This window comes from Streptomyces shenzhenensis (assembly GCF_003688995.1).
Lineage (GTDB): Bacteria > Actinomycetota > Actinomycetes > Streptomycetales > Streptomycetaceae > Streptomyces > Streptomyces shenzhenensis_A.
Map to the genome: position 1 here is coordinate 178,573 of NZ_PENI01000011.1, position 25,538 is coordinate 204,110.

The 25,538-nt window shown below is 71.6% G+C and carries 25 protein-coding genes; 18 read left to right on the top strand and 7 right to left on the bottom strand.

Translation table 11 applies throughout. The annotated features are described in order from the left end of the window. The first annotated feature begins 32 nt into the window (after nt 1–32). The 8 genes from lepB (at nt 33) to CTZ28_RS19425 (ending at nt 6,834) form a co-directional block, all read left to right on the top strand. Entirely contained in the window at nt 33–800 is a 768-nt protein-coding gene (gene lepB / locus CTZ28_RS19390; protein ID WP_121890870.1) for a signal peptidase I, read from the top strand. Beyond that, complete coding sequence (locus CTZ28_RS19395) at nt 790–1,314, top strand: NUDIX hydrolase (RefSeq protein WP_121890872.1); 525 nt, start codon at nt 790–792, stop codon at nt 1,312–1,314. The genes lepB and CTZ28_RS19395 overlap by 11 nt, the downstream gene beginning before the upstream one ends. Before the next feature lie 56 nt (nt 1,315–1,370). Beyond that, on the top strand, nt 1,371–1,679 hold the full coding sequence (locus tag CTZ28_RS19400; RefSeq protein ID WP_003965949.1) for a DUF2469 domain-containing protein: 309 nt from the start codon (nt 1,371–1,373) through the stop codon (nt 1,677–1,679). A 106-nt stretch (nt 1,680–1,785) separates the two neighbouring features. Further along, nucleotides 1,786–2,220, top strand: a complete 435-nt coding sequence (locus tag CTZ28_RS19405; RefSeq protein ID WP_121890873.1) for a YraN family protein — start codon at nt 1,786–1,788, stop codon at nt 2,218–2,220. Between the two features lies 1 nt (nt 2,221). Further along, nucleotides 2,222–3,847 (top strand): YifB family Mg chelatase-like AAA ATPase, encoded by a 1,626-nt coding sequence (locus tag CTZ28_RS19410; protein WP_121890875.1) that lies wholly within the window; start codon nt 2,222–2,224, stop codon nt 3,845–3,847. Next, nucleotides 3,844–5,004 (top strand): DNA-processing protein DprA, encoded by a 1,161-nt coding sequence (gene dprA / locus CTZ28_RS19415; protein ID WP_121890877.1) that lies wholly within the window; start codon nt 3,844–3,846, stop codon nt 5,002–5,004. Before CTZ28_RS19410 ends, dprA begins: the two co-directional genes overlap by 4 nt. A 311-nt stretch (nt 5,005–5,315) precedes the next feature. After that, the gene (gene whiG / locus CTZ28_RS19420; RefSeq protein ID WP_121890879.1) at nt 5,316–6,158 is read left to right on the top strand and encodes an RNA polymerase sigma factor WhiG; all 843 of its coding nucleotides are present in this window, start codon (nt 5,316–5,318) and stop codon (nt 6,156–6,158) included. A 118-nt stretch (nt 6,159–6,276) separates the two neighbouring features. After that, nucleotides 6,277–6,834, top strand: a complete 558-nt coding sequence (locus CTZ28_RS19425) for a TetR/AcrR family transcriptional regulator (protein WP_121890881.1) — start codon at nt 6,277–6,279, stop codon at nt 6,832–6,834. Nucleotides 6,835–6,880: 46 nt separating this feature from the next. Here CTZ28_RS19425 and CTZ28_RS19430 read toward each other — a convergent pair whose 3' ends face one another. After that, on the bottom strand, nt 6,881–7,465 hold the full coding sequence (locus tag CTZ28_RS19430; RefSeq protein WP_398656292.1) for a murein hydrolase activator EnvC family protein: 585 nt from the start codon (nt 7,463–7,465) through the stop codon (nt 6,881–6,883). A gap of 372 nt (nt 7,466–7,837) precedes the next feature. On the opposite strand from CTZ28_RS19430, the gene rpsB reads away from it, so the two are divergent. The 9 genes from rpsB (at nt 7,838) to CTZ28_RS19475 (ending at nt 17,991) form a co-directional block, all read left to right on the top strand. After that, nucleotides 7,838–8,788: a 30S ribosomal protein S2 gene (gene rpsB / locus CTZ28_RS19435; protein ID WP_121890883.1), complete on the top strand. Its 951-nt coding sequence runs from the start codon at nt 7,838–7,840 to the stop codon at nt 8,786–8,788. A gap of 158 nt (nt 8,789–8,946) precedes the next feature. Continuing rightward, a complete protein-coding gene (gene tsf / locus CTZ28_RS19440; RefSeq protein WP_121890885.1) occupies nt 8,947–9,783 on the top strand; it encodes a translation elongation factor Ts in 837 nt (278 codons plus the stop codon). A 189-nt stretch (nt 9,784–9,972) separates the two neighbouring features. Beyond that, nucleotides 9,973–10,731, top strand: coding sequence for a UMP kinase (pyrH, locus tag CTZ28_RS19445; RefSeq protein ID WP_121890887.1), 759 nt, complete (start codon nt 9,973–9,975; stop codon nt 10,729–10,731). Nucleotides 10,732–10,876: 145 nt separating this feature from the next. Beyond that, entirely contained in the window at nt 10,877–11,434 is a 558-nt protein-coding gene (gene frr / locus CTZ28_RS19450) for a ribosome recycling factor (RefSeq protein ID WP_121890953.1), read from the top strand. After that, nucleotides 11,434–12,618, top strand: a complete 1,185-nt coding sequence (locus tag CTZ28_RS19455) for a phosphatidate cytidylyltransferase (protein ID WP_121890889.1) — start codon at nt 11,434–11,436, stop codon at nt 12,616–12,618. The genes frr and CTZ28_RS19455 overlap by 1 nt, the downstream gene beginning before the upstream one ends. Nucleotides 12,619–12,812: 194 nt before the next feature. Beyond that, entirely contained in the window at nt 12,813–13,919 is a 1,107-nt protein-coding gene (rlmN, locus tag CTZ28_RS19460; RefSeq protein ID WP_121890891.1) for a dual-specificity RNA methyltransferase RlmN, read from the top strand. A 243-nt stretch (nt 13,920–14,162) separates the two neighbouring features. Beyond that, nucleotides 14,163–15,236 carry a thiamine ABC transporter substrate-binding protein gene (locus tag CTZ28_RS19465; protein WP_121890893.1) on the top strand — a complete coding sequence of 358 codons (1,074 nt, stop codon included), beginning with the start codon at nt 14,163–14,165 and terminating at the stop codon, nt 15,234–15,236. A 98-nt stretch (nt 15,237–15,334) separates the two neighbouring features. Continuing rightward, nucleotides 15,335–16,972 carry an ABC transporter permease gene (locus CTZ28_RS19470; protein WP_121890954.1) on the top strand — a complete coding sequence of 546 codons (1,638 nt, stop codon included), beginning with the start codon at nt 15,335–15,337 and terminating at the stop codon, nt 16,970–16,972. Continuing rightward, nucleotides 16,972–17,991, top strand: coding sequence for an ABC transporter ATP-binding protein (locus tag CTZ28_RS19475; protein WP_121890895.1), 1,020 nt, complete (start codon nt 16,972–16,974; stop codon nt 17,989–17,991). Before CTZ28_RS19470 ends, CTZ28_RS19475 begins: the two co-directional genes overlap by 1 nt. Nucleotides 17,992–18,218: 227 nt before the next feature. On the opposite strand, the gene CTZ28_RS19480 is transcribed toward CTZ28_RS19475, so the two are convergent. The 6 genes from CTZ28_RS19480 to CTZ28_RS19505 form a co-directional block, all read right to left on the bottom strand. Beyond that, a complete protein-coding gene (locus tag CTZ28_RS19480; protein ID WP_121890897.1) occupies nt 18,219–18,917 on the bottom strand; it encodes an LAETG motif-containing sortase-dependent surface protein in 699 nt (232 codons plus the stop codon). A gap of 220 nt (nt 18,918–19,137) precedes the next feature. Next, nucleotides 19,138–19,545, bottom strand: a complete 408-nt coding sequence (locus CTZ28_RS19485) for a VOC family protein (RefSeq protein ID WP_121890899.1) — start codon at nt 19,543–19,545, stop codon at nt 19,138–19,140. Nucleotides 19,546–19,649: 104 nt separating this feature from the next. Then, the gene (locus tag CTZ28_RS19490) at nt 19,650–21,071 is read right to left on the bottom strand and encodes a hypothetical protein (RefSeq protein ID WP_121890901.1); all 1,422 of its coding nucleotides are present in this window, start codon (nt 21,069–21,071) and stop codon (nt 19,650–19,652) included. Then, on the bottom strand, nt 21,053–21,793 hold the full coding sequence (locus CTZ28_RS19495) for an ABC transporter ATP-binding protein (RefSeq protein ID WP_121890903.1): 741 nt from the start codon (nt 21,791–21,793) through the stop codon (nt 21,053–21,055). The genes CTZ28_RS19490 and CTZ28_RS19495 overlap by 19 nt, the downstream gene beginning before the upstream one ends. Before the next feature lie 230 nt (nt 21,794–22,023). Further along, nucleotides 22,024–23,406 carry an aspartate aminotransferase family protein gene (locus CTZ28_RS19500; protein ID WP_398656279.1) on the bottom strand — a complete coding sequence of 461 codons (1,383 nt, stop codon included), beginning with the start codon at nt 23,404–23,406 and terminating at the stop codon, nt 22,024–22,026. Further along, nucleotides 23,391–23,909, bottom strand: a complete 519-nt coding sequence (locus tag CTZ28_RS19505; protein WP_121890907.1) for an Lrp/AsnC family transcriptional regulator — start codon at nt 23,907–23,909, stop codon at nt 23,391–23,393. Before CTZ28_RS19505 ends, CTZ28_RS19500 begins: the two co-directional genes overlap by 16 nt. 169 nt (nt 23,910–24,078) lie before the next feature. Here CTZ28_RS19505 and CTZ28_RS19510 point away from each other — a divergent pair, with 169 nt between their 5' ends. Continuing rightward, nucleotides 24,079–25,527 carry a gamma-aminobutyraldehyde dehydrogenase gene (locus CTZ28_RS19510; protein ID WP_121890909.1) on the top strand — a complete coding sequence of 483 codons (1,449 nt, stop codon included), beginning with the start codon at nt 24,079–24,081 and terminating at the stop codon, nt 25,525–25,527. Nucleotides 25,528–25,538 lie beyond the last annotated feature (11 nt).

A 25,538-nucleotide genomic window follows, 5' to 3' on the forward strand; every position in this document is an offset into this window, starting at 1 on the left:
CGCTTCGGAACCGCCCGGTAGGGTGCGGGTCCATGGGTGGCGAGAGCACGACACATACGGCCCCGAGCGGCACCGGCGCGGCGCAGATCGGCAGCCCGCTCGGTCACCGGCTGTCCGGGGTGGCCGTGGCACTGGGCCTGGTGCTGTTCCTCGGGGGATTCGCGTGGGGAGCGGTGGTCTACCGGCCGTACACCGTGCCCACCGGCTCGATGACCCCGACGATCGACGCCGGCGACCGCGTCCTCGCGGAGCGCGTCGACGGCGGCGAGATACGCCGGGGCGACGTCGTCGTCTTCCGCGACAAGACCTGGGTGACCAATTCCGACGTGGTCAAGCGCGTGGTCGCGGTCGGCGGCGACACCGTCGCCTGCTGCACCGACGGCAAGCTGACCGTCAACGGCGAACAGATCGAGGAGCCCTACCTCCCCAAGGGCGACTTCGCCGAGATGTCGGACTTCCCGACCGTCAAGGTCCCCGCGGGCCGCCTCTTCCTCCTCGGCGACGAGCGGCAGGGTTCGCTGGACTCCACCGCCCACCTCACCGACGCCGCCCGTGGCACCGTCGCCCGCAGCGCCGTGTCCGCCCGCGTCGACGCCGTCGCCTGGCCCATGAAGGGCATGCTCAAGGCCCCCACCGGCTTCGAGGCCCTCGGGGCGCTCTCCCAGCCCGGGCCGCTGCGCCTCGTCGTCGTCCTGATCGTCGTCGGCGCCGCCCTCGTCCTCGGCGGCGCCGCCTACGGGCCGGTCGCCAAGCGGCTGGGCCGCTCCCGCACCCGTCCGGAGCCCGCCGGTGTCCACTGAGGCCAGGGACGCGGGCGAGGACGGGTACACGGGGGGCCTGCGCAAGGTCGCACGGGTGGTGCTGCTGGACCCCGACGACCGCATCCTGCTGCTGCACGGACACGAGCCGGACGACCCGGCCGACGACTGGTGGTTCACGCCCGGCGGCGGCCTGGAGGGCGACGAGACGCGCGCCCAGGCCGCGCTGCGGGAGCTGGCCGAGGAGACCGGCATCACCGAGGTCGACCTGGGGCCGGTGCTGTGGCGGCGCCGGTGCTCCTTCCCGTTCGCCGGCCGCCGCTGGGACCAGGACGAGTGGTACTACCTGGCCCGTACGGCGCAGACGACGACCGAGGCCATGGCCCTGACCGAGCTGGAGCGGCGCAGCGTCGCCGGAGCGCGTTGGTGGACGTGTCGGGAACTGGCCCGTACGCATGAGACGGTGTACCCGACCAGACTCGCCGGGCTGCTCCGGACGCTGCTCGACGAAGGTCCCCCGGCCGGGCCCATGACCCTTGACACGGAAATCGTCTAGAGGGACGCGGGACTGGCGCACAATGGTGGGATCGCACGGCTGAAGGGGAACATGCCATGAGCGCCGAGGACCTCGAGAAGTACGAGACCGAGATGGAGCTGAAGCTCTACCGGGAGTACCGCGATGTCGTCGGTCTGTTCAAATACGTGATCGAGACCGAGCGGCGCTTCTACCTCACCAACGACTACGAGATGCAGGTGCACTCGGTCCAGGGCGAGGTGTTCTTCGAGGTGTCCATGGCGGACGCCTGGGTCTGGGACATGTACCGCCCGGCCCGTTTCGTGAAGCAGGTACGCGTTCTGACGTTCAAGGACGTGAACATTGAGGAGCTGAACAAGAGCGATCTGGAGCTGCCGGGCGGGTGAAGGCCCTCGGACGGGTGACGGGGTTGTCCACAACCGGCGGGTAACCCACCAAGATCCACTTCTTCCGGCCGGGCGCGCGACGGTGGGTGCCGGAGGTGGTGCCCGCATGAACGCACAGCAGACGCACGCATCAGAACAGACGAACCGGTCAGAGCAGACCCGTCGGTCCCGAAGGACGCACCAGGCACGTCACGCACTCGGCAGGTACGGCGAGGATCTGGCCGTCCGGCGGCTGACCGCGGCCGGGATGACGGTCCTGGAGCGCAACTGGCGCTGCGGCAGGTCCGGCGAGATCGACATCGTGGCCCGGGACGGGGACGCGCTCGTCGTCTGCGAGGTGAAGACGCGCCGGGGCGGGGGCTACGAGCATCCGATGGCCGCGGTGACCCCGGAGAAGGCGGAGCGCCTCCGCGGCCTCGCCGAACGCTGGATCCAGAGCCATGGCGGCGCCCCACCCGGCGGCGTCCGCATCGACCTGGTAGGCGTCCTGCTCCCGGACCGCGGAGCCCCCGTGGTCGAGCACGCGCGGGGGGTGGCCTGAGATGGGATTCGCCCGTACGTGCTCCGTGGCGCTGGTGGGCGTCGAGGGCGTGGTGGTCGAGGTCCAGGCCGACCTGGAGCCGGGGGTGGCGGCGTTCACGCTGGTGGGGCTGCCGGACAAGAGCCTGACGGAGAGCCGGGACCGGGTTCGGGCCGCGGTGGTCAACTCGGGCGCCGAGTGGCCGCAGAAGAAGCTCACGGTGGGCCTCAGCCCGGCCTCGGTACCGAAGGCCGGCAGCGGCTTCGACCTCGCCGTGGCGTGCGCGGTGCTCGGCGCCGCCGAGCGGATCGATCCCAGGGTGCTCGCCGACATCGTGATGATCGGTGAGCTGGGGCTTGACGGCCGGGTGCGCCCGGTCCGGGGCATCCTGCCGGCGGTGCTGGCCGCGGCCGACGCCGGATACGAGCAGGTGGTGGTGCCCGAGTGCGCCGCGGCCGAGGCGGCGCTGGTGCCCGGGGTGTCGGTGCTCGGCATCCGCAGCCTGCGCCAGTTGATCGCCCTGCTGACGGACGAACCCGTACCCGACGAGAAACCCGACGACCTGGGCCGACCGGATCCGCTCCTCGCGGGCCTGCGGGTGCCCGGCACGGGCGCGGCCACCGGCATGCACAGCATCGGCGCCGCCCAGCACGACCATGACCATGACCTCGCCGACGTGGTGGGCCAGCACTCGGCGCGCACGGCGGTGGAGGTGGCCGCCGCGGGCGGTCACCACCTGTTCCTCGAAGGACCGCCCGGTGCGGGCAAGACGATGCTGGCGGAGCGGCTGCCCGCCGTGCTGCCCCGGCTCGGCCGGGAGGAATCGCTGGAGGTCACGGCGGTGCACTCGGTGGCCGGGCTGCTGCCGCCGGGCAAACCGCTGATCGACGTCGCGCCCTACTGCGCCCCGCACCACTCGGCCACCATGCAGTCCCTCGTCGGCGGCGGCCCCGGCATCGCGCGTCCCGGCGCGGTGTCCCTGGCCCACCGGGGCGTGCTCTTCCTCGACGAGGCGCCCGAGTTCCACGGCCAGACCCTGGACGCGCTGCGGCAGCCCCTGGAGGCGGGGCATGTGGTGATCGCGCGCAGCGCCGGAGTGGTCCGGTTCCCGGCCCGGTTCCTGATGGTGCTGGCGGCCAATCCGTGTCCGTGCGGACGTTTCTCGCAGCGGGACGCCCTGTGCGAGTGCCCGCCGTCGGTGATCCGACGCTATCAGGCGCGGCTGTCCGGTCCGCTGCTCGACCGGGTCGACCTCCGCGTCGAGGTGGATCCCGTGACGCGCGCCGAGCTCACCCAGCCGGGCGCCCGCGGCGAGTCCTCCGCGACGGTCGCCGACCGGGTCCGGGAGGCGCGGGAGCGTGCCGCCGCGCGGTTCACGGGAAGCCCGTGGCGGACCAACAGCGACGTGCCCGGGCGGGAGCTGCGCAGCCGCTGGCACGCCGCGAGCGGCGCGATGGACGACGCGGAGCGGAACCTGGAGCGGGGCGTACTGACGGCCCGGGGGCTCGACCGGGTCCTGCGTGTCGCCTGGACGGTGGCCGATCTCGCCGGTCACGACCGGCCGGACGCCACCGACGTCGCGCTCGCCCTGCAACTGCGCACCGGCGTCCCACGGGGCGTGCCCATGGCCATCGGGGCACCGGCGTGACCGCAGACACCGAGCCGGACGGCGAACTGCTCCTCCGCGTCCTGCTCACCCGTGTCGTCGAACCCGGTGACGAGGTCGGGGGGCGGTGGTTGCGGGAGTACGGGGTGCGGGAGGTCGCCCGGCGGCTGCGGGACGGCGGGGAGCCGCTGCCGGGGGTGAGCGGGACGCGCTGGTCCGGGCTGCGGGCGCGCGCCGCGCGGGCCGAGCCGCACCGGGACCTGGCGGTCGCGCGCGCCGCCGGGGTGCGGTTCGTCGCCCCGGGGGACACCGAGTGGCCGGCCCAGCTCGACGACCTCGGGGACGCCCGACCCGTGGGGCTGTGGCTGCGTGGCCGGCCCAGCCTGCGGATATGGGCGCTGAGATCGGTCGCCGTCGTCGGCGCCCGGGCCTGTACCGGGTACGGCGCCCACATGGCGGCCACGCTCGCCGCGGGGCTCACCGAGCGCGGCTGGGTCGTGGTGTCCGGCGGCGCCTACGGCATCGACGGCGCCGCCCACCGGGGTGCCCTCGGCGCGGGCGGTGCCACCGTCGCCGTCCTGGCCTGCGGTGTCGACCGGCCCTACCCGCGCGGACACGCCGAGTTGATCACCAGGATCGCGGAACAGGGGCTGGTGGTGGGGGAGTTGCCGCCCGGCGACCATCCGACGCCGAGCCGGTTCATCCTGCGGAACCGGGTGATCGCGGCGCTCACCCGGGGCACGGTCGTGGTGGAGGCCGCCCACCGCAGCGGTTCCCTGGTGACGGCGCGCGCGGCACAGCGCCTCGGGCGGTTCACGATGGGCGTGCCCGGGCCCGCCACCAGCGGGCTCTCCGCGGGCGTGCACGAACTGCTGCGCGGGGAGGGCGTGCTCGTCACCGATGCCGCGGACGTCGTCGAACTCGTCGGGGACATGGGCGAGCTGGCCCCGGCCCGGCGCGGCCCGGTGCTCCCGCGCGACCTGCTGGAACCCGGCGCCCGTCAGGTCCTGGCCGCCCTGCCCGCGCGCCGGCCCGCGCAGCCGCGGGAGATCGCCTCGGACGCGCAGACCACACCGGACGAGGTGATCGCGAGGTTGTACGAGCTTAGAGCACTTGGGTACGTCGAACGACACGGCGATGGCTGGAAGTTGACACGCCAGGCGGTGATGTCGGTCCGGTCCGGCCGGGCCGCTCGCTGACCGAGGGTGTTCGGCCGTCCGGGGGAATCCCGATGTCCTTGGGATTTCCCGGAGTTGGCCCGCTGCACAGGTCACGCACAGCGATGTGCCGGGCCCGCCCGAGCGCGTCCCGGAGCGTGCCCGCCACCGGGTGGAGCCCCACCGTTCGCACACCGCGACACCTCAGTCACGCTACGCTCACGAGACCACGGCGCAGACCGGCCCAACCAGATACCAGTCCGACAGCCCACTCAGGCACCCCGCTCCGTAGCACTTCACAGCACTTCACAGCACTTCACAGCACTTCACGGCAGAACGGCACAAGGCGACGAATGCCCCAGCACACCTCCGGGTCCGACCGGGCGGCCATCCCCCCAGCCGCCCGCGACGGTGGCAGCGCGCGGCCGCCCGCTCCCTCGACACTCGACGAGCTGTGGCGGTCGTACAAGGCGACGGGGGACGAGCGGCTGCGGGAGCAGCTGATCCTGCACTACTCACCGCTGGTGAAGTATGTGGCGGGACGAGTGAGCGTGGGACTTCCGCCGAATGTGGAGCAGGCCGACTTCGTGTCGTCGGGCGTGTTCGGGCTGATCGACGCGATCGAGAAGTTCGACGTCGGGCGGGAGATCAAGTTCGAGACGTACGCGATCACGCGGATCCGGGGCGCGATGATCGACGAGCTGCGGGCGCTGGACTGGATTCCGCGCTCGGTGCGGCAGAAGGCGCGGAACGTGGAGCGGGCGTACGCGACGCTGGAGGCGCGGTTGCGGCGCACGCCGTCGGAGGGCGAGGTGGCGGCGGAGCTGGGGATCGGCATCGACGAGCTGCACGCGGTCTTCGGCCAGCTGTCCCTGGCGAACGTGGTGGCCCTGGAGGAGCTGCTGCATGTGGGGGGCGAGGGCGGGGACCGGCTGAGCCTGATGGACACGCTGGAGGACACCGCCGCGGACAACCCGGTGGAGGTCGCCGAGGACCGGGAGCTGCGGCGGTTCCTGGCGCGGGCGATCAACACCCTGCCGGAGCGGGAGAAGACCGTCGTGACGCTGTACTACTACGAGGGGCTGACGCTGGCGGAGATCGGGAACGTGCTGGGGGTGACCGAGAGCCGGGTCAGCCAGATCCACACGAAGTCCGTGCTCCAGCTGCGGGCGAAGCTGGCCAGTTTTGGCCGATGACGGGCCAGGGACGGCGGCCGGGCCGACCGGTGCGAACGTCCCTGGGGCACCGGTCGACTCCCGTCCGGGCGGACGCGTCCGTACAGTGGGGGGCGTGCCAAGGATTCGAGCGGCCTCCGTGGCCGAGCACCGGTCGATGCAGCGAGCCGCTCTGCTGGACGCGGCTCGGAGCCTGCTGTCCGAGGGCGGTACGGAGGCGCTGACCTTCCCCGCCCTCGCCGAACGCACGGGTCTCGCGCGATCGTCCGTGTACGAGTACTTCCGCTCGCGGGCCGCGGTCGTCGAGGAGCTGTGCGAGGTCGACTTCCCCGTGTGGGCCGCCGAGGTGTCGGCGGCGATGGAGCGGGCGGACACGGCCGAGGGCAAGGTCGAGGCGTATGTGCGCAAGCAGCTGGCGCTGGTCGGGGACCGGCGGCACCGGGCCGTCGTGGCGATCTCGGCGAGCGAGCTGGACGCCGGGGCGCGGGAGAAGATCCGGGCCGCGCACGGCGGGCTCGTCACAATGATCGGCGAGGCGCTGGAGGAGATGGGGCACGCCCAGCCGCGGCTGGCGGCGATGCTGCTGCAGGGCGTGGTCGACGCGGCGGTCCGGCGCATCGAGCTGGGCGCGGCCGAGGATCCCGCCGACATCACCGACGCGGCCGTCACGATGGCCCTGCGGGGCGTGCGGGGCTGAGTCCGGCCGGGGCAGGAGGGGCCCGGCGGCAGGGCCCAGCCCGCCCTCAGGAGGGCGGCACACCCAGGACCGGCAGCAGTCTCGACGGGCCCCGGCGCAGCAGCCACGGGGGCAGCAGCAGGAGCGGATCCAGATAGGTGTCGCCCCTGAGCAGTCCCCAGTGGACACAGGTGCCGGCGGCGCAGTGCGATCCGGTCGCCGCCACCCGCCCCACCACCTCGCCCGCCGCCACCTCGTCGCCCGTGCGCACCGACGGGTCCACCGGCTCGTAGGTCGTCCGCAGGTCCGTGCCCGCCAGCTCGACGGAGACCACGCCCCGACCGGCGACCCGGCCCGCGAAGGACACCCGGCCCGCCGCCACCGCCCGCACCGGAGCACCGGACGGTGCGCCCAGATCGACGCCCCGGTGCCCGGGGCCGTACGCCGTCGCCGGCGGCTCCCAGCCCCGTATCACCACGGGCCGGGTCCCCACCGGCCAGACCCGGGCGAGCGCCGGGACCGGGGCCGACGGGGGCGGGGCAGGAGGTGGCGCGGGAGGCGGGAGCGTGACGGCCGCCGGCCCCGGCGGCTGTGCCCGGGCCGGGAGGGCCGGACCGCCCAGGACCGCGGCCGGCACCACCGTCGCAAGCACCACCGCCCACACCCACACCCACGCCCACCCGGCCCGGACCGTACGCGGGCCCCGCGCGGACCGCGTCGCACGCCTCGCTGTCGTCGCACTCATGCGAGAACCGTCCCGCGGCTTCGTCGATCATGGCCGGGACCGGTGGACTACTGACGGGTTGTGGACAACGGCGTCACCCGGTACCTCGCCGGTCCCGTACACTTCTGGTGGCGACTCGGGTCACCGGGTCGACTTCGCACGCCCCGACACACACCGGCCGGCAACGTCCGTTGGTGTCAGCGCCCCTCGGTCCTCCTGTGGCAACGGCGCACGTGGGCGTCAGGCGCGGAAGCCGTCCGGCATCCGCGGCACAACCGAGAAATCCAAGGAGATACGGCCATGGCCGTCGTCACGATGCGGGAGCTGCTGGAGAGCGGCGTCCACTTCGGTCACCAGACCCGCCGCTGGAACCCGAAGATGAAGCGCTTCATCTTCACCGAGCGCAACGGCATCTACATCATCGACCTGCTCCAGTCGCTGTCGTACATCGACCGCGCCTTCGAGTTCGTCAAGGAGACCGTCGCCCACGGCGGCACGGTCATGTTCGTGGGCACCAAGAAGCAGGCGCAGGAGGCCATCGCCGAGCAGGCCACCCGCGTCGGCATGCCCTTCGTCAACCAGCGCTGGCTGGGCGGCATGCTCACCAACTTCTCGACCGTCTACAAGCGTCTGCAGCGCCTGAAGGAGCTTGAGCAGATCGACTTCGAGGACGTCGCGGCCTCCGGTCTGACCAAGAAGGAGCTTCTCGTGCTCTCGCGCGAGAAGGCCAAGCTGGAGAAGACCCTCGGTGGTATCCGCGAGATGCAGAAGGTGCCCAGCGCCGTCTGGATCGTGGACACCAAGAAGGAGCACATCGCGGTCGGCGAGGCCCGGAAGCTCAACATCCCGGTCGTCGCCATCCTCGACACCAACTGTGACCCCGACGAGGTCGACTACAAGATCCCGGGCAACGACGACGCGATCCGCTCCGTCACCCTGCTCACCCGTGTGATCGCCGACGCCGTCGCCGAGGGCCTGATCGCGCGCTCCGGTGTCGCGACCGAGGGCAAGGGCGAGAAGGCCGCGGGCGAGCCGCTGGCCGAGTGGGAGCGCGACCTGCTCGAGGGCGAGAAGAAGGCCGAGGACGCTCCGGCCGCGGAGGCTCCCGCCGCTGTCGAGGCTCCCGCTGCTGCCGAGGCGCCGGCTGCTGTCGAGGCTCCGGCGGCCGTCGAGGCTCCGGCCGAGGACGCGCCGGCCGCCGTTGCGGCTCCCGCTGCCGAGGCCCCGGCCGCCGAGGGCGAGCAGGCCTGACCCGTCAGCGCCAGCGTTGACGGCGGGAGCGGCGACATGAAGTCCGCTCCCGCCGTTCACCCGTAGGTCAGCACCGAGTCGGGGATCTGCACGTACATGTAGATCGCAGACCGTGCAGATCTTCGATTCTCCAGACTTCGAGAAAGATTCACAGACTCATGGCGAACTACACCGCCGCTGACGTCAAGCAGCTCCGTGAGCTCACCGGCGCCGGCATGATGGACTGCAAGAAGGCGCTGGACGAGGCCGAGGGCAACGTCGAGAAGGCCGTCGAGGCGCTCCGTATCAAGGGCCAGAAGGGCGTCGCCAAGCGCGAGGGCCGCTCCGCCGAGAACGGCGCCGTGGTCTCGGTCATCGCCGACGACAACTCCTCCGGCGTCCTCGTCGAGCTGAAGTGCGAGACGGACTTCGTCGCCAAGGGCGAGAAGTTCCAGGCCGTCGCCGGCGCCATCGCCGAGCACGTCGCGAAGACCTCCCCGGCCGACCTCGAGGCGCTGCTCGCCTCCGAGATCGAGGCCGGCAAGACCGTCCAGGCGTTCGTGGACGAGGCCAACGCCAACCTGGGCGAGAAGATCGTCCTGGACCGCTTCGCGCAGTTCGCCGACGGTTTCGTGACCGCGTACATGCACCGCACCATGCCCGACCTGCCCCCGCAGATCGGTGTCCTGGTCGAGTTCGACAAGCCGAACGCCGAGATCGCCAAGGGCGTCGCCCAGCACATCGCCGCCTTCGCGCCGAAGTACCTCTCCAAGGAGGACGTCCCGGCCGAGGTCATCGAGTCCGAGCGCCGCATCGCCGAGGAGACCACCCGCGCCGAGGGCAAGCCCGAGGCCGCGATCGCCAAGATCGTCGAGGGCCGCCTGAACGGTTTCTTCAAGGACGCGACGCTGCTGGGCCAGCCGTACGCTCTCGACAACAAGAAGTCGGTCCAGAAGGTGCTGGAGGAGGCCGGTGTCACCCTGAAGCGCTTCACGCGCATCAAGGTCGGCATCTGAGTCCGTACCGCGATCGACACGCGACCCCGATAGGGTCGACAGCAGTCGTCCGCGCACACCGCCGCACCCGGGCACGCGGCGGACGGCAGCAGATCTGACGAGGAGGCCATTGCCGCGCATGGGAGCGAAGAGCGACCCCACCGGCAATGGCCTTCTTGGTATGCGCACCACGTGAAAGAGGCGGATCCCATGACCACCAATACCCAGAAGCGCGACGACGGCAAAGTACGCGGCCGGTTTCTGCTGAAGCTGTCCGGAGAGGCGTTCTCCGGCGGCGGGGGTCTGGGCGTGGATCCCGATGTGGTGCACAAGATCGCCCGTGAGATCGCCGCCGTCGTCCGGGACGGTGCGCAGATCGCCGTCGTCATCGGCGGCGGCAACTTCTTCCGCGGTGCCGAGCTCCAGCAGCGCGGCATGGACCGGGCCCGCTCCGACTACATGGGCATGCTCGGCACGGTGATGAACTGCCTCGCCCTCCAGGACTTCCTGGAGAAGGAGGGCATCCAGTCCCGGGTGCAGACCGCCATCACCATGGGCCAGGTCGCCGAGCCGTACATCCCGCTGCGTGCCGTGCGCCACCTGGAGAAGGGCCGCGTGGTGATCTTCGGTGCCGGTATGGGCATGCCGTACTTCTCCACCGACACCACCGCGGCCCAGCGCGCCCTGGAGATCGACGCCGAGGCGCTGCTGATGGGCAAGAACGGGGTGGACGGGGTCTACGACTCCGACCCGAAGGCCAACCCGGACGCCGTCAAGTTCGACTCCCTCGGCTACGGCGAGGTCATCACCCGGGACCTCAAGGTCGCCGACGCCACCGCCATCACGCTGTGCCGCGACAACAAGCTGCCCATCCTTGTCTTCGAGCTTCTCACCGAGGGCAATATCGCCCGCGCCGTCAAGGGTGAGAAGATCGGCACACTCGTGGGTGACCAGGACGGTCGGCACTGACCGGAGAATCACCCGGACCCTGACCGGGGGATGGACAATGACCTGCCGGGTCGGGAACCGTGCAGGAAGAAGACGCGACGCAGCCGGCCGTGGGCCCCGACAAGGAACCGCAGCCGGGCCTACTCAAGACACGCAGGAGCAAGTGGTGATCGAAGAGACCCTCCTCGAAGCCGAGGAGAAGATGGAGAAGGCCGTCGTGGTCGCCAAGGAGGACTTCGCCGCGATCCGCACCGGCCGTGCGCACCCGGCGATGTTCAACAAGATCGTGGCCGACTACTACGGCGCGCCGACGCCGATCAACCAGCTGGCCTCGTTCTCCGTGCCGGAGCCGCGCATGGCGGTCGTCACCCCGTTCGACAAGAGCGCGCTGCGCAACATCGAGCAGGCGATCCGCGACTCCGACCTGGGCGTCAACCCCAGCAACGACGGCAACATCATCCGTGTGGTGTTCCCCGAGCTCACCGAGGAGCGCCGTCGCGACTACATCAAGGTCGCCAAGGGCAAGGCCGAGGACGCCAAGATCTCCATCCGTTCCGTGCGGCGCAAGGCCAAGGAAGCCATCGACAAGCTGATCAAGGACGGCGAGGTCGGCGAGGACGAGGGCCGCCGTGCGGAGAAGGAGCTGGACGACACCACGGCGAAGTACGTCGCCCAGGTGGACGAGCTCCTCAAGCACAAGGAAGCGGAACTGCTCGAGGTCTGATGAACGACTCTTCCTGGGGGGCGCCGCCACAGGCCGGGTACTGGGGGCCCACCGACCACGGTCCCGGGCAGGGGTACGGCCGGGCGGCCGCCCCGGCGGGTCCCGCGTACGATGCGCATGACGCCCAGCAGACTCGCCCCATGCCCATCGTCCCGGACGACGTACCCGCGCATGGCGGAGACCAGGACAGGGGCCGGAGGGCCGCTCGGCCGAGCGGCCCCCCGACCCGAGACGAGACGTTCCACAGCGGTGCGTACCCCAACGGTGCGTACCACCCCGAGACCCCGTCGGCGCACCCCCACGGGGCGGTGCCGCAGAATCCGGAGCCCATGCCCGACGCACCACAGCCTGCGCCCGCACCGCAGAAGAAGAGTGCGGGCCGGGACCTGGGTGCCGCGATAGGCGTCGGCGTCGGGCTCGGCGTGGTCATCCTCGCCTCCCTGTTCATCGTCAAGGCCGTCTTCGTCGGCGTCATAGCCGTCGCCGTCGTGGTCGGGCTGTGGGAGCTGACCAACCGGCTCCAAGAGCGCAAGGGCATCAAGGCGCCCCTGGTCCCGCTGGCGCTCGGCGGCGCCGCGATGGTCGTCGCCGGATACGTCCGGGGCGCCCAGGGCGCCTGGGTGGCCATGGCGCTGACCGCGCTCGCGGTCCTGGTGTGGCGCATGACGCAGCCACCGGAGGGCTATCTCAAGGACGTCACGGCGGGCGTCTTCGCGGCTTTCTATGTGCCGTTCCTGGCCACGTTCGTGGCGATGATGCTGGACGCCGACGACGGTCCGCGTCGCGTCCTGACCTTCCTGATCCTCACGGTCGTCAGCGACACCGGCGCCTACGCGGTCGGCTGGCGCTTCGGCAGACACAAGCTCGCCCCGCGCATCAGCCCCGGCAAGACCCGTGAGGGGCTGCTCGGCGCGGTGCTGTTCGCGATGGTCGCGGGCGCCCTGTGCATGCAGTTCCTGATCGACGGCGGCGCCTGGTGGCAGGGCCTGCTCCTCGGCCTCGCGGTCGCGGCCAGCGCCACCCTCGGCGACCTCGGCGAGTCCATGATCAAGCGGGATCTCGGCATCAAGGACATGGGCACCCTGCTCCCCGGTCACGGCGGCATCATGGACCGCCTCGACTCGCTGCTGCCGACGGCGCCCGTGGTGTGGCTGCTGATGGTGCTGTTCGTCGGATCCGCGTGAGCACGCCGCCGACAGGGCCGTGACGGGCCGCCGCTCTCCCCGGGTTCCCGGCCCCGCTCGACCAGGGGGACGCCCACACGGCTCCGTCGCGGCCGGTCCCGCAGTGCCCCGCGCCCCTGTCGGGTCGGGGCACTGAGCGCCCCGAGGCCGCCGGACATGGCGGGCATGCCGCTCGTGCGACACTGGACGACACCATGCCTGTACCCGGAGAACTCACTTTCGTCGCCCCGCGCGGTGCTCAGCGGCCGCCGCGGCATCTCGCCGATCTGTCGCCCGCCGAACGCAAGGAGGCCGTCGCCGCGATCGGCGAGAAGCCGTTCCGGGCGAAGCAGCTCTCGCAGCACTACTTCGCGCGGTACACGCACGACCCCGAGCAGTGGACCGACATCCCCGCCGGGTCGCGGGCCCGGCTGCGCGAGGCGCTGTTCCCCGAGCTGATGACGGTCGTCCGGCATCTGTCGACCGATCAGGGCACCACCCGCAAGACGCTGTGGCGGCTGTTCGACGGGACGCTCGTTGAGTCGGTGCTCATGCGGTACCCGGACCGGGTGACGATGTGCATCAGCTCACAGGCGGGGTGCGGGATGAACTGCCCGTTCTGCGCCACCGGGCAGGCCGGTCTCGACCGCAACCTGTCGACCGCCGAGATCGTGCACCAGATCGTGGACGGCATGCGGTCGCTCAGGGACGGCGAGGTGCCCGGCGGCCCCGCCAGGCTGTCCAACATCGTCTTCATGGGCATGGGCGAGCCGCTCGCCAACTACAAGCGGGTCGTGGGCGCCGTCCGGGCCCTCACCGATCCCGAGCCGGACGGGCTCGGGCTGTCCCAGCGCGGCATCACCGTCTCCACCGTCGGACTCGTCCCGGCCATCCACCGGTTCGCCGACGAGGGCTTCAAGTGCCGCCTCGCCATCTCGCTGCACGCGCCCGACGACGAACTGCGCGACACCCTCGTCCCCGTCAACACGCGGTGGAAGGTGCGCGAGGTGCTCGACGCCGGCTTCGAGTACGCGGCGCGGTCCGGGCGCCGGCTGTCCATCGAGTACGCGCTGATCCGGGACATCAACGACCAGGCGTGGCGCGGCGACCGGCTCGGCCGGCTGCTCAAGGGCAGGCCCGTGCACGTCAACCTGATCCCGCTCAACCCGACGCCGGGCTCCAAGTGGACCGCCTCCAGGCCCGAGGACGAGAAGGCCTTCGTGGCGGCCATCGAGGCGCACGGGGTGCCGGTGACCGTCCGGGACACCCGCGGTCAGGAGATCGACGGGGCCTGCGGTCAGCTGGCTGCCACCGAGCGGTAGCCGGGGGGTAGTCTGAGGCCGTCCATTACGTCACAACTTCATATTGCGAACCTCACATTCCGACAGGGGAGCGCCACAGCGCTGAGAGTGCGGCACATGGGCCGCAGACCCTCCGAACCTCGCCCAGGTCATTCTGGGTAGGGAGATCGGTCCTCACTCAAGCTGTTGCGCCCTGCCCGGACGCCCCTTACGGCCTCCGGGCAGGGCCGCGTCTCTTCCTGGTCAACCCCAGGAGGAATTCAGTTGCACACCAAGACCCTTGTGGCCGTCGCGGCCGGGCTCGGACTGGTCACGCTGGCCGCGTGCGGGTCCACCGACGGCGGGGGCGCCGCGGACACCAAGACCGTCACGCTCGTCAGCCACGATTCGTGGGCCGTCTCGAAGAACGTCCTCAAGGACTTCGAGAAGCAGTCCGGTTACACCGTCAAGGTCCTCAAGGACGGCGATGCCGGACAGGCCGTCAACAAGGCGATCCTGACCAAGGACAACCCGCAGGGCGACGTCTTCTTCGGCGTCGACAACACCCTGCTGTCGCGGGCCCTCGACAACGGGCTGTTCCAGCCGTACGAGGCCAAGGGCTCCGACCGGATCGGGGCCGCGTTCCGGGCCGGCACGTCCGGGCACCGGGTCACGCCCATCGACACCGGCGACATCTGCGTCAACTACGACAAGGCGTACTTCGACCGGCACGGGCTGACCCCGCCGCAGACCTTCGACGACCTGGTCAAGCCCGCGTACAAGAACCTCCTCGTCACCGAGAACGCCGCCACCTCCTCGCCCGGCCTCGGCTTTCTGCTCGGCACCGCCGCCCGGTACGGCGACGGGGGCTGGCCTGAGTACTGGAAGAAGCTGAAGGCCAACGGCGTCAAGGTCGTCGACGGCTGGGAGCAGGCCTACGACGAGGAGTTCTCCGGTTCGGCCGGCGGCCGCAAGGCGGGCGGTGACCGGCCGCTCGTCGTGTCGTACGCCTCCTCGCCGCCCGCCGAGGTCGTCTACGCCGACCCGAAGCCGGCCACCGCGCCCACCGGGGTGGCCACCGGCACCTGCTTCCGGCAGACCGAGTACGCCGGACTGCTCACGGGCGCCCGCAACAGCGCGGGCGGCAAGGCGCTCCTGGACTTCCTGATCGGCAAGGAGTTCCAGGAGGACATGCCGCTCAACATGTTCGTCCATCCGGTGCGCGCGGACGCGAAGGTGCCGCAGGAGTTCGTGAAGTACGGCCCGCAGGCCAAGGATCCCGAGACCCTGGCGCCCGACCGGATCGCCGCCAACCGTGACCAGTGGGTCAAGTCGTGGACCGCGCTCGTACTGAAGTAGCCGAAGCAGACGGATCAGTGGGAGCGGGCGGGGCGGCTGGGGCGGACGGTACGGTCCCGCGCGGGCGGCGTACGGGGAGCGTGGCGCGGCTCGCGCTGATGGCCGGGCCGGTCGCGTTCTTCGCCGTCTTCTTCGCCTGGCCCGTGGCGGCCATCGTCGCCCGCGGCCTGAGGCCGGACGGCGGCTGGCAGTTGGGGCGGATCGCGGACGTCGTGACCCGCTCCGACCTCCGGCACGTGCTGTGGTTCACCACCTGGCAGGCGCTGGCCTCCACCGCGCTCACCCTGCTGGTCGCGCTGCCCGGCGCGTATGTCTTCGCGCGCCTCGACTTCCCGGGCAAGCGGGTCCTGCGGGCCGTGGTCACCGTGCCGTTCGTGCTGCCGACCGTCGTGGTCGGCACGGCCTTCCTCGCGCTCGTCGGGCGCGGCGGGCTGCTCGACGACCTGTGGGGCGTACGGCTGGACACCACCGTGTGGGCGATCCTGCTCGCGCACGTCTTCTTCAACTACGCCGTCGTCGTCCGCACGGTCGGCGGCCTGTGGTCCGGGCTCGACCCACGGCAGGAGGAGGCCGCGCGGATGCTGGGCGCCGCGCCGCTGACCGCCTGGCGCACGGTCACCCTGCCGGCGCTGGCCCCGGCGGTGGCCGCCGCCGCGCTGATGGTGTTCCTGTTCACCTTCACCTCCTTCGGCGTGGTGCAGATCCTCGGCGGCCCCACCTTCGCCACGCTCGAAGTGGAGATCTACCGGCAGACGTCCCAGATCTTCGACCTGTCCACGGCCGCGGTCCTCACCCTCGTCCAGTTCACGGCGGTGGCCGCGGTCCTCGCCGTGCACGCCTGGACGGTGCGGCGGCGGGAGACCGCGCTGCGCCTGGTCGACGCCTCGCTGACGGCGCGCCGGCCGCGTGGGGCGGGCCAGTGGGCGCTGCTCGCCGGCGTCCTGGCCACCGTCGTGGCGCTCGTCCTGCTGCCGCTCGGGGTGCTGGTGCAGCGCTCCCTCGACGCCCCCGGCCTGCGCTACTACCGGGCCCTGACCCACGAGGACGGCGGCACGTTCCTGGTGGCGCCGATCGCGGCGGTCGGGAACTCCCTGCGGTACGCGGTCGTCGCCACCGCCATCGCGGTGCTGATCGGCTCCCTCGCCGCCGCCGCGCTGTCCCGGCTCCCGCCGGCCCGGCCGCGCTCGGCCGGGGGAACTCCCGTCGCGGACCGGATCGTCCGGGGCTTCGACGCGCTGCTGATGCTGCCGCTCGGCGTCTCGGCCGTGACCGTCGGCTTCGGTTTCCTGATCGCGCTCGACGCACCGCCGCTGGACCTGCGGCAGTCCTGGATCCTCGTCCCGCTCGCACAGGCGCTGGTCGGCGTGCCCTTCGTGGTGCGGACCATGCTGCCGGTGCTGCGGGCCGTCGACGGGCGGCTGAGGGAGGCGGCGGCCGTGCTCGGGGCGTCGCCCTGGCGGGTGTGGCGGGAGGTCGATCTGCCGCTGGTGCGGCGGGCGCTGCTGGTCGCGGCCGGGTTCGCGTTCGCCGTGTCGCTCGGGGAGTTCGGCGCGACCGTGTTCATCGCGCGGCCCGACAACCCCACGCTGCCGGTCGCCGTGGCCCGGCTGCTCGGCCGGCCCGGTGACCTCAACTACGGCCAGGCGATGGCCCTTTCCACGATTCTGATGGTGGTGTGCGCGGCAGCGCTGCTGGTGCTCGAACGGCTCCGCCCGCACCGGACCGGGGAGTTCTGATGCTGCTGAGCCTCACGTCCGCGACCGTCCGCTTCGGCGCGCGGACCGTGCTCGACGCCGTGGACCTGGAGGTGGCCGAGCACGAGATCGTGTGTGTGCTCGGGCCCAGCGGCAGCGGCAAGTCGACGCTCCTTCGGGCGGTGGCCGGACTGCAGCCCCTGGACGCCGGGCGGGTCGTGCTCGACGGGAAGGACCGGACGGGAGTGCCCGCGCACCGGCGCGAGGTCGGCCTGATGTTCCAGGACCACCAGTTGTTCCCGCAGCGGGACGTGGGCGGCAACGTGGCGTTCGGGCTGCGGATGCGCGGCGCGTCCAAGGAGCGGCAGCATGCCGGCGTACGGGAGTTGCTGGACCTCGTGGGGCTGCCGGGTGCCGCCCGGCGGGCCGTGGACCGGCTCTCCGGGGGCGAGCAGCAGCGGGTGGCGCTCGCCCGGGCCCTTGCGCCCCGACCGCGGCTGCTGATGCTGGACGAACCGCTCGGTCAGCTCGACCGCTCGCTGCGTGAGCGGCTGGTGGTCGAACTGCGGGAGCTGTTCGACCGGTTGGGCACCACCGTGCTCGCCGTCACACACGACCAGGGCGAGGCCTTCGCGCTCGCCGACCGGGTGGTGGTGATGCGTGACGGCCGGATCGCCCAGTCCGGTACGCCACTTGAGGTGTGGCAGCGGCCCGCGGACGAGTTCGTGGCCCGCTTCCTCGGCTTCGAGAACGTCGTCGGGGCACAGGTCACCGGGGCGGTCGCGGTCACCCCGTGGGGGAAGCTCCCGGTGTCCGAGCCCGCGCCCCAGGGCCGGCGCACGCTGCTGGTGCGGCCCGCCGGTGTGCGGCTCGGGCCGGCCGACGAGGGGCTGCGCTGCACGGTGACCGCCCGCACCTTCAGGGGCACCCATGTGGCCGTGCGCCTTCAGCCGGCGGACGGGCCGCGGCTGGAGGCGGCGTGTGCGCTGCGGGTGGCGCCGGAGGTCGGCAGCGAGGTCGGGGTGGGGTTCGACGCGGCGGAGATCGTCGTCCTGGACTGACGGCCGCGGGCCTACGGTGAGCCAGGCTGCCGTACGAGGTCGCGCCCGGCATCGCCGCCGACGCGATCGACGCGTGGCTGGATCTCGTGCTGACAGTCCGGAGCCGGAGGTCGTCGGCGAGCGCGGGCTGCCGGCGTTCTGGCCGGCGCGTACGGCCTTCGGCCGAACGGCCGTGGCCCGCCCCCGCACTGCGGGGACGGGCCACGGCGTCATGCCGAACCGGGGTGTCAGCGAGCGCTGTTGGCCCCGCGACGGCGCATGCCGAAGAACACCGCGCCACCGCCGACGGCGACGAAGGCGGCGGCCACACCGGCGATCAGACCGGTGTTGGAGTTCGCACCGGTCTCGGCGAGGTTCGAGTCACCGACCGCCGGGGACGGTGCGTTGCTCGACGTCTCCGCCGGGGCGGTGCTGGTGCTCTCCGAGGCCGACGGGGTCGGGGTCTCGGACTCGGCCGGGGTGGACTCGGACTCCGACGGCGACGGGGCGGTCTCCGACGGCGTCGGGGCCGGGGTGTCCTCGGTCTTGCAGGCCGTGGACGGGGTGGTGAGGTTGGGCTTGATGTCCTCGTCCACCAGGTTGCCGGCCTTGACGTGGATCCGGTACGTCGCGTTGGGCTTCCAGTCCTCGGTGAACGAGACAGTGGTGCCCTGACGCGAGCCCTTGATCTCCTGCGGCTCGCCGACCTGCTTCTCGTCGGCACCGTTGTTCTCCAGGAACACGGTGATCACAGCGGGCTGACCGGAGGGGTCCTTGTCGGTGACGACGATGACGCCGTCGGTGCCGTCGCACTTGGCTTCGGCGGAGAACTCACGGATGTTGCACGCGAACGCGGAGTTGGTGACGCCCAGAGCGAGCGCCACGGTCGCGGAGGCAACACCCAGAATGCGCACGGAACGACGTGCGCTACGGCGAGTTATGGACACGTTTGTCCTTTACAGAGTGCATCTGCGGGGGGCTTGCGGGGGAGATGAGGTGACGACGAGGTCAGACATCACCGCCCCCATGAGACTCACAGGTCTATAAGCGTTCTATAAGCACTGTCAATCCGGATGCCGCCCACGGGCGTTGACTTTGCACTCTTGTTAACTCCCCGGAGGTTTCGACGACTCGGGAGCCGACTTGATCCGGCCGACCGGCGCGATGTCAGCCCTGCACCGCCGCCGGGTCCATCCACATGACCTCCCAGGTGTGGCCGTCGAGGTCGTCGAAGGCGCGGCCGTACATGAAGCCGTGGTCCTGGGGGGTGCCGCTCGCCGTGCCGCCCGCCGCGATCGCCTTGTCCACCAGTTCGTCGACCTTCTCGCGGCTCTCGGCGCTCAGACACACCAGCACCTCGCTGGACTTGGCCGAGTCGACGATCTCCTTCGAGGTGAAGGTGGCGTAGTGCTGCTTGCTGAGCAGCATCGCGACGATGGTGTCGCTGATGACGACGCAGACGCAGTCGTCCGTGCTGAACTGCGGGTTGATCGTGTACCCCAGCGCGGTGAAGAACCTCTTCGACGCCTCGACGTCGTGTGTGGCCAGGTTCACGAAGATCATCTGCTGGTACATGGGGCCTCATCCCTCGGGTCGGTGCCGTTCGAGGGGGTAGACCGGGGGCCGTCGGAAAACTCATCGGCGGCCGTCGACCTTTTCCGTGCGGCCGTACGGATCCCTCAGCGGCCCAGCGGGAGCGCCACCAGGTCGGCCACCACCACGGTGAGCGGGCCGAACAGGGCGAGCAGGGCGCTCGCGCGCAGGACCGCGGCGCAGCGCAGCAGGGTCATGGGGGCGCCGAGCCGCAGCAGGGCGGCCATGGCGTCGGCGCGGCACTGCCGGGCCTCCACGGCCGCCGTCAGCAGGGTCGCCAGGGTGCAGCCGGTGACGAGGAGGACGCCGAAGACGGTGACCGGATCGTAGGACGAGGCGGTGGAGGAGAACGCGGTCAGCGCGGCCGCGCCCGAGACGACCGCGCAGACCACGCCGAGGGGGCGGCCGATGCGGACGGCCTCCGCCATCAGCGCCCGGCCGGCGAGCAGCCGCAGCGCGCCCGGCCGGGCCACCTGCAGCAGCCGGCCGCACAGGTGGGTGAGGCCGGGGCCGGCCAGGACCAGGCCCACGGCGGTCAGCGCCCAGCCGATCAGCACACCGGGGAGGGCCGGGTCGGCGGCGTCGGACTGGTCGGCGTACGTCTCCACGGCCAGGCCCACGGCGAGGACCGCGACGCCCCAGGGCAGGCCGGACGGCGCGCGGCGCGGGTCGGCGAGGGCGTCTCGCCAGCCGTCGCCCGGGGACACGGAGCCGGAGCCCGGCGCGTCGTCGAGCCGGTCGGGGTGCGCGGGGTCCTGCTCGGGGTCCGCCGGGGCGGGCAGATCGCTCCCGCGGCCGGGCGGCTGCTCGCCGTCGCCGTTGTGCGGGACGGGCACCGTGGTGACGGCCCGCGCCCCGGTGGCCGGACGGGCGCCCGGCATGCCGCCCCGCGACTGCGTGGCGAACCCCGCGTGCGTCCCGAGGGCCTCGGGCGACCGCGCGCGCCCGTAGGAGCCGAAGCGGCCGTACGTCCATGCCGCGCGCCGCGCGGGGCGGGCGTCCCGGGGCCGCAGCACCAGGGCCACCGTGCCCGACGCGAGCAACGGGACCAGCGCGAGGAGCGTGAGCGCGGCCGGTACGGGCAGCGGCTCGCCCGCGGCCAGCAGCTCCCGCTGCGCCCCGTCGAAGGGCATGCCCGTGAGATCGCCGCGCAGATGGAGGAAGACGAGGAGGGCCACCATCGAGCCCAGCGTGCAGGACAGGGCCGTGGTCAGGACCGAGATCGCCATCAGCCCGCCCGGGCCGAGCCCGAGGGCGGAGAGCCCAGGGCGGGGCCTGGTGCCCGGGTCGGTGCGGGCGACCGCCACCGCGAAGTGGACGGTGGCGGCCAGCGGCACCGTGCACCAGGCGAGGCGGTTCACCGATTCCGTCGGGTCGGCGGGGTGCCCCAGCGCATAGGTGAGGGTGCTCAGCAGCAGGAAGCCCGTGCCCGCCGCGGCCGCCGCCACCAGCAGGCGGCGCAGATGGACGGCGGGGTGGGCGCCGCGGGTCAGACGGAGAGCGAGCACGCGGCCCGGCCTTCCGACTCGGTCACCGGAGGCAGGTGCACGGTGGTCACGCGCCGCCCGTCGAGCAGCGCCACCGTGCGGTCGGCGAGGGCCGCGGTCTCCGCGTCGTGGGTGGCGAGGACGACGGTGATGCCATGGGTGCGGGCCGCCGTCGTCAGCGTACGCAGCACCTGGGCGCGGTCGGCGCGGTGCAGGGGAGCCGTGGGCTCGTCCGCGAACAGCACCGTGGGGGCGGGGGCGAGCGCCCGGGCGATCGCGACGCGCTGGCGTTCGGCCTGCCGCAGCTCGCGCGGATGCCGGCGGGAAAGCTCGCCGACGTCGAGCCGCTCCAGCCACTCCAGGGCGGCGTTCTTGGCCCGGCGGCGGCTGGTGCCGCGCAGCATCAGGGGCAGCGCGGTGTTCTCCCAGGCGTTCAGCTCGGGGACGAGCAGCGGCGCCGGGTCGATCCAGCCGAACCGGTCGCGGCGCAGGCGTTCCCGGGTCAGCGCGCCCATGGTGTGCACGGGCGTGCTGTTGAACCAGACCTCGCCGCGCCGCACCGGCAGGAGCCCGGACAGACAGCGCAGCAGGGTGGTCTTGCCGCTGCCGCGCGGCCCGCTGACGGCGACGATCTCGCCCTCCCGCACACCGAGCGAGACACCGCCCAGGGCGGGCGAGCCGTCGTCGTAGGTGAAGTGCAGGGAGCGTGCCCAGAGCACGTCGTTGTCCGGCGGGGCCTCCATGGGCGTACACCTCGGTTCTGATCCGCTTTCCCGGCCTCTGATCCCCCTTCCGGGGGAACGAAGGCCGGGCCGATCGGTCACTGGCACGCTAGGCAGCCGCCGCCGGGTGGCCGGACAGCACACGGCCCCGGGCCGCCGTTCTCACTCGAACGGACGGCACCGGGGCCGGTGTTGGTCGGCTGAACAGCCGTGCGGCGGGGAAAGGCGCACCGCCGCGCCGGGTGCCGGGCTCAGAGCTTGGTCCACGCCTCGGTCAGCGTCGCACGCAGGATCTGCTCGATCTCGTCGAAGGTCTCCTGGTCGGAGATCAGCGGCGGGGCGAGCTGGACGACCGGGTCGCCGCGGTCGTCGGCCCGGCAGTACAGGCCGTTGTCGAAGAGCGCCTTGGAGAGGAAGCCGTACAGGACGCGCTCGGTCTCCTCCTCGTCGAAGGTCTCCTTGGTGTCCTTGTCCTTGACCAGCTCGATGCCGTAGAAGAAGCCGTTGCCGCGGACGTCGCCGACGATCGGCAGGTCGTGCAGCTTCTGCAGGGTGGCCAGGAACGCGGGCTCGTTGTCGAGCACATGCTGGTTGAGGCCCTCGCGCTCGAACAGGTCGAGGTTGGCGAGGCCCACCGCGGCGGAGACCGGGTGGCCGCCGAAGGTGTAGCCGTGCAGGAAGGTGTTGTCGCCCTTGTAGAACGGCTCGGCCAGGCGGTCGGAGACGATGCAGGCGCCGATCGGGGAGTAGCCCGAGGTCATGCCCTTGGCGCAGGTGATCATGTCCGGTACGTAGCCGAACTTGTCGCACGCGAACATCGTGCCGAGCCGGCCGAAGGCGCAGATGACCTCGTCCGAGACCAGCAGCACGTCGTACTGGTCGCAGATCTCGCGCACCCGCTGGAAGTAGCCGGGCGGCGGCGGGAAGCAGCCGCCGGCGTTCTGCACCGGCTCAAGGAAGACCGCGGCGACGGTGTCCGGGCCCTCGAAGAGGATCTGCTGCTCGATCTGGTCGGCGGCCCAGCGGCCGAAGGCCTCCGGGTCGTCGCCGAAGAGCGGGGCGCGGTAGATGTTGGTGTTGGGCACCTTGTGCGCGCCCGGCACCAGCGGCTCGAAGGGGGCCTTCAGACCCGGCAGGCCGGTGATGGACAGGGCGCCCTGCGGGGTGCCGTGGTAGGCGACCGCACGGGAGATGACCTTGTACTTGGTGGGCTTGCCGGTCAGCTTGAAGTACTGCTTGGCGAGCTTCCAGGCGGTCTCGACGGCCTCGCCGCCGCCGGTGGTGAAGAAGACCTTGTTCAGGTCGCCCGGCGCGTGGTCGGCCAGCCGCTCGGCCAGTTCGACGGCCTTCGGGTGGGCGTAGGACCACACCGGGAAGAACGCCAGTTCCTGGGCCTGCTTGAAGGCGGTCTCGGCGAGTTCCGTGCGACCGTGACCGGCCTGGACCACGAACAGACCCGCGAGACCGTCGAGGTAGCGCTTGCCCTTGTCGTCGTAGATGTAGGTGCCCTCGCCCCGGACGATGGTCGGGACGGGGGAGTTCTCGTACGAGGACATGCGGGTGAAGTGCATCCACAGGTGGTCGTACGCGGTGCGGCTCAGGTCCTTTGTGCTCACGGCTATCGGGTTCCCCACATATAGGTCTGCTTCTTGAGCTTGAGGTAGACGAAGCTCTCGGTGGAGCGCACCCCGGGCAGGGCCCGGATGCGTTTGTTGATGACGTCCAGCAGGTGGTCGTCGTCCTCGCAGACGATCTCGGCGAGGATGTCGAACGAGCCCGCGGTCATCACCACGTACTCGACTTCCGACATGGCGCTCAGCGCATCGGCCGCGGACTCGACGTCACCCTCGACGTTGATCCCGACCATCGCCTGCCGGCGGAAGCCCACGGTGAGCGGGTCCGTGACGGCGACGATCTGCATCACGCCCTGGTCGAGCAGCTTCTGGACGCGCTGGCGCACGGCCGCCTCGGAGAGGCCCACGGCCTTGCCGATGGCGGCGTAGGGCCGGCGGCCGTCCTCCTGGAGCTGCTCGATGATGGCGAGGGAGACGGCATCCAGGTGAGGAGTGCCGTGCCTGGACTCGCGGGACGAGTCCCTCTGGTCTGCGCTTCGACTGGCCACGGCCTCACTGTGCACGACGTCTCGACAGTTCCGCAAGGCTCCTTCGATGAAATTCGTTGTTTACGCCATCGAGACTTGCGGATTTCGCAGCAATAGCCCGAACAGGGGTGTTGAAAACGTCGAGTCCCGGACTAGGGTGGGTGTCTCAGCGACTGGACAGTTCTGACCTGACAGGAGGCCGGCAGTGAGCACCGAGCCTGGGCGGCTGCGCAAGCTCCGCAATTACGTCGACGGTGAGTTCCGGGACGCCGCCGACGCACGGACCACCGAGGTGGTCAACCCCGCGACGGGCGAGGCGTACGCGACCGCGCCGCTGTCCGGCCAGGCGGACGTGGACGCCGCGATGGCGGCCGCCGCCGCGGCCTTCCCCGGCTGGCGCGACACCACGCCCGCCGAGCGGCAGAAGGCCCTTCTGAAGATCGCCGACGCGTTCGAGGAGCGCGCCGAGGAACTGATCGCGGCCGAGGTGGAGAACACGGGCAAGCCGGTCGGCCTGACCCGCTCCGAGGAGATCCCGCCGATGGTCGACCAGATCCGCTTCTTCGCGGGCGCCGCGCGGATGCTGGAGGGCCGCTCGGCCGGCGAGTACATGGAGGGCATGACCTCCATCGTCCGCCGCGAGCCGGTCGGCGTCTGCGCACAGGTCGCGCCGTGGAACTACCCGATGATGATGGCCGTGTGGAAGTTCGCCCCGGCGATCGCCGCGGGCAACACGGTCGTCCTCAAGCCCTCGGACACCACCCCCGCCTCCACCGTGCTGATCGCCGACATCCTCGGCTCGATCCTGCCCAAGGGCGTCTTCAACGTCATCTGCGGCGACCGCGACACCGGCCGCCTGATGGTCGAGCACCCCACCCCGGCGATGGCCTCCATCACCGGCTCCGTCCGCGCCGGCATCTCCGTCGCCGGGTCCGCGGCCAAGGACGTCAAGCGCGTCCACCTGGAACTGGGCGGCAAGGCACCGGTCGTCGTCTTCGAGGACACCGACATCCCGAAGGCCGTCGAGGACATCTCCGTGGCCGGCTTCTTCAACGCCGGCCAGGACTGCACCGCCGCGACCCGCGTCCTCGTCCAGGAATCCATCCACGACGAGTTCGTCGCCGCGCTGGCCAAGGCCGCCGCCGACACCAAGACCGGGCAGCCGGACGACGAGGACGTCCTCTACGGCCCGCTGAACAACCCGAACCAGCTCAAGCAGGTCGCCGGCTTCATCGAGCGGCTGCCCGCGCACGCCAAGGTCGAGTCCGGCGGCCGGCAGGTCGGCGAGCAGGGCTACTTCTACGCCCCGACCGTCGTCTCGGGCCTCAAGCAGGACGACGAGATCATCCAGAACGAGGTGTTCGGACCGGTCATCACCGTCCAGTCCTTCACCGACGAGGACCAGGCCGTGGAGTGGGCCAACGGCGTCGAGTACGCCCTCGCCTCCTCCGTCTGGACCAAGGACCACGCCCGCGCCATGCGGATGTCCAAGAAGCTGGACTTCGGGTGTGTGTGGATCAACACCCACATCCCGCTGGTCGCCGAGATGCCGCACGGCGGCTTCAAGAAGTCCGGCTACGGCAAGGACCTGTCGGCGTACGGCTTCGACGACTACACCCGGATCAAGCACGTCATGACCTCGCTGGACGCCTGAGCGCTCTCCGC

Bases quoted from the DNA above. Each gene is read 5' to 3' on its own strand.
- lepB (WP_121890870.1), top strand. From the start codon at position 33: ATGGGTGGCGAGAGCACGACACATACGGCCCCGAGCGGCACCGGCGCG.
- CTZ28_RS19400 (WP_003965949.1), top strand. From the start codon at position 1,371: ATGAGCGCCGAGGACCTCGAGAAGTACGAGACCGAGATGGAGCTGAAG.
- CTZ28_RS19405 (WP_121890873.1), top strand. From the start codon at position 1,786: ATGAACGCACAGCAGACGCACGCATCAGAACAGACGAACCGGTCAGAG.
- CTZ28_RS19410 (WP_121890875.1), top strand. From the start codon at position 2,222: ATGGGATTCGCCCGTACGTGCTCCGTGGCGCTGGTGGGCGTCGAGGGC.
- whiG (WP_121890879.1), top strand. From the start codon at position 5,316: ATGCCCCAGCACACCTCCGGGTCCGACCGGGCGGCCATCCCCCCAGCC.
- rpsB (WP_121890883.1), top strand. From the start codon at position 7,838: ATGGCCGTCGTCACGATGCGGGAGCTGCTGGAGAGCGGCGTCCACTTC.
- tsf (WP_121890885.1), top strand. From the start codon at position 8,947: ATGGCGAACTACACCGCCGCTGACGTCAAGCAGCTCCGTGAGCTCACC.
- pyrH (WP_121890887.1), top strand. From the start codon at position 9,973: ATGACCACCAATACCCAGAAGCGCGACGACGGCAAAGTACGCGGCCGG.
- CTZ28_RS19455 (WP_121890889.1), top strand. From the start codon at position 11,434: ATGAACGACTCTTCCTGGGGGGCGCCGCCACAGGCCGGGTACTGGGGG.
- rlmN (WP_121890891.1), top strand. From the start codon at position 12,813: ATGCCTGTACCCGGAGAACTCACTTTCGTCGCCCCGCGCGGTGCTCAG.
- CTZ28_RS19470 (WP_121890954.1), top strand. From the start codon at position 15,335: ATGGCCGGGCCGGTCGCGTTCTTCGCCGTCTTCTTCGCCTGGCCCGTG.
- CTZ28_RS19475 (WP_121890895.1), top strand. From the start codon at position 16,972: ATGCTGCTGAGCCTCACGTCCGCGACCGTCCGCTTCGGCGCGCGGACC.
- CTZ28_RS19485 (WP_121890899.1), bottom strand. From the start codon at position 19,545: ATGTACCAGCAGATGATCTTCGTGAACCTGGCCACACACGACGTCGAG.
- CTZ28_RS19495 (WP_121890903.1), bottom strand. From the start codon at position 21,793: ATGGAGGCCCCGCCGGACAACGACGTGCTCTGGGCACGCTCCCTGCAC.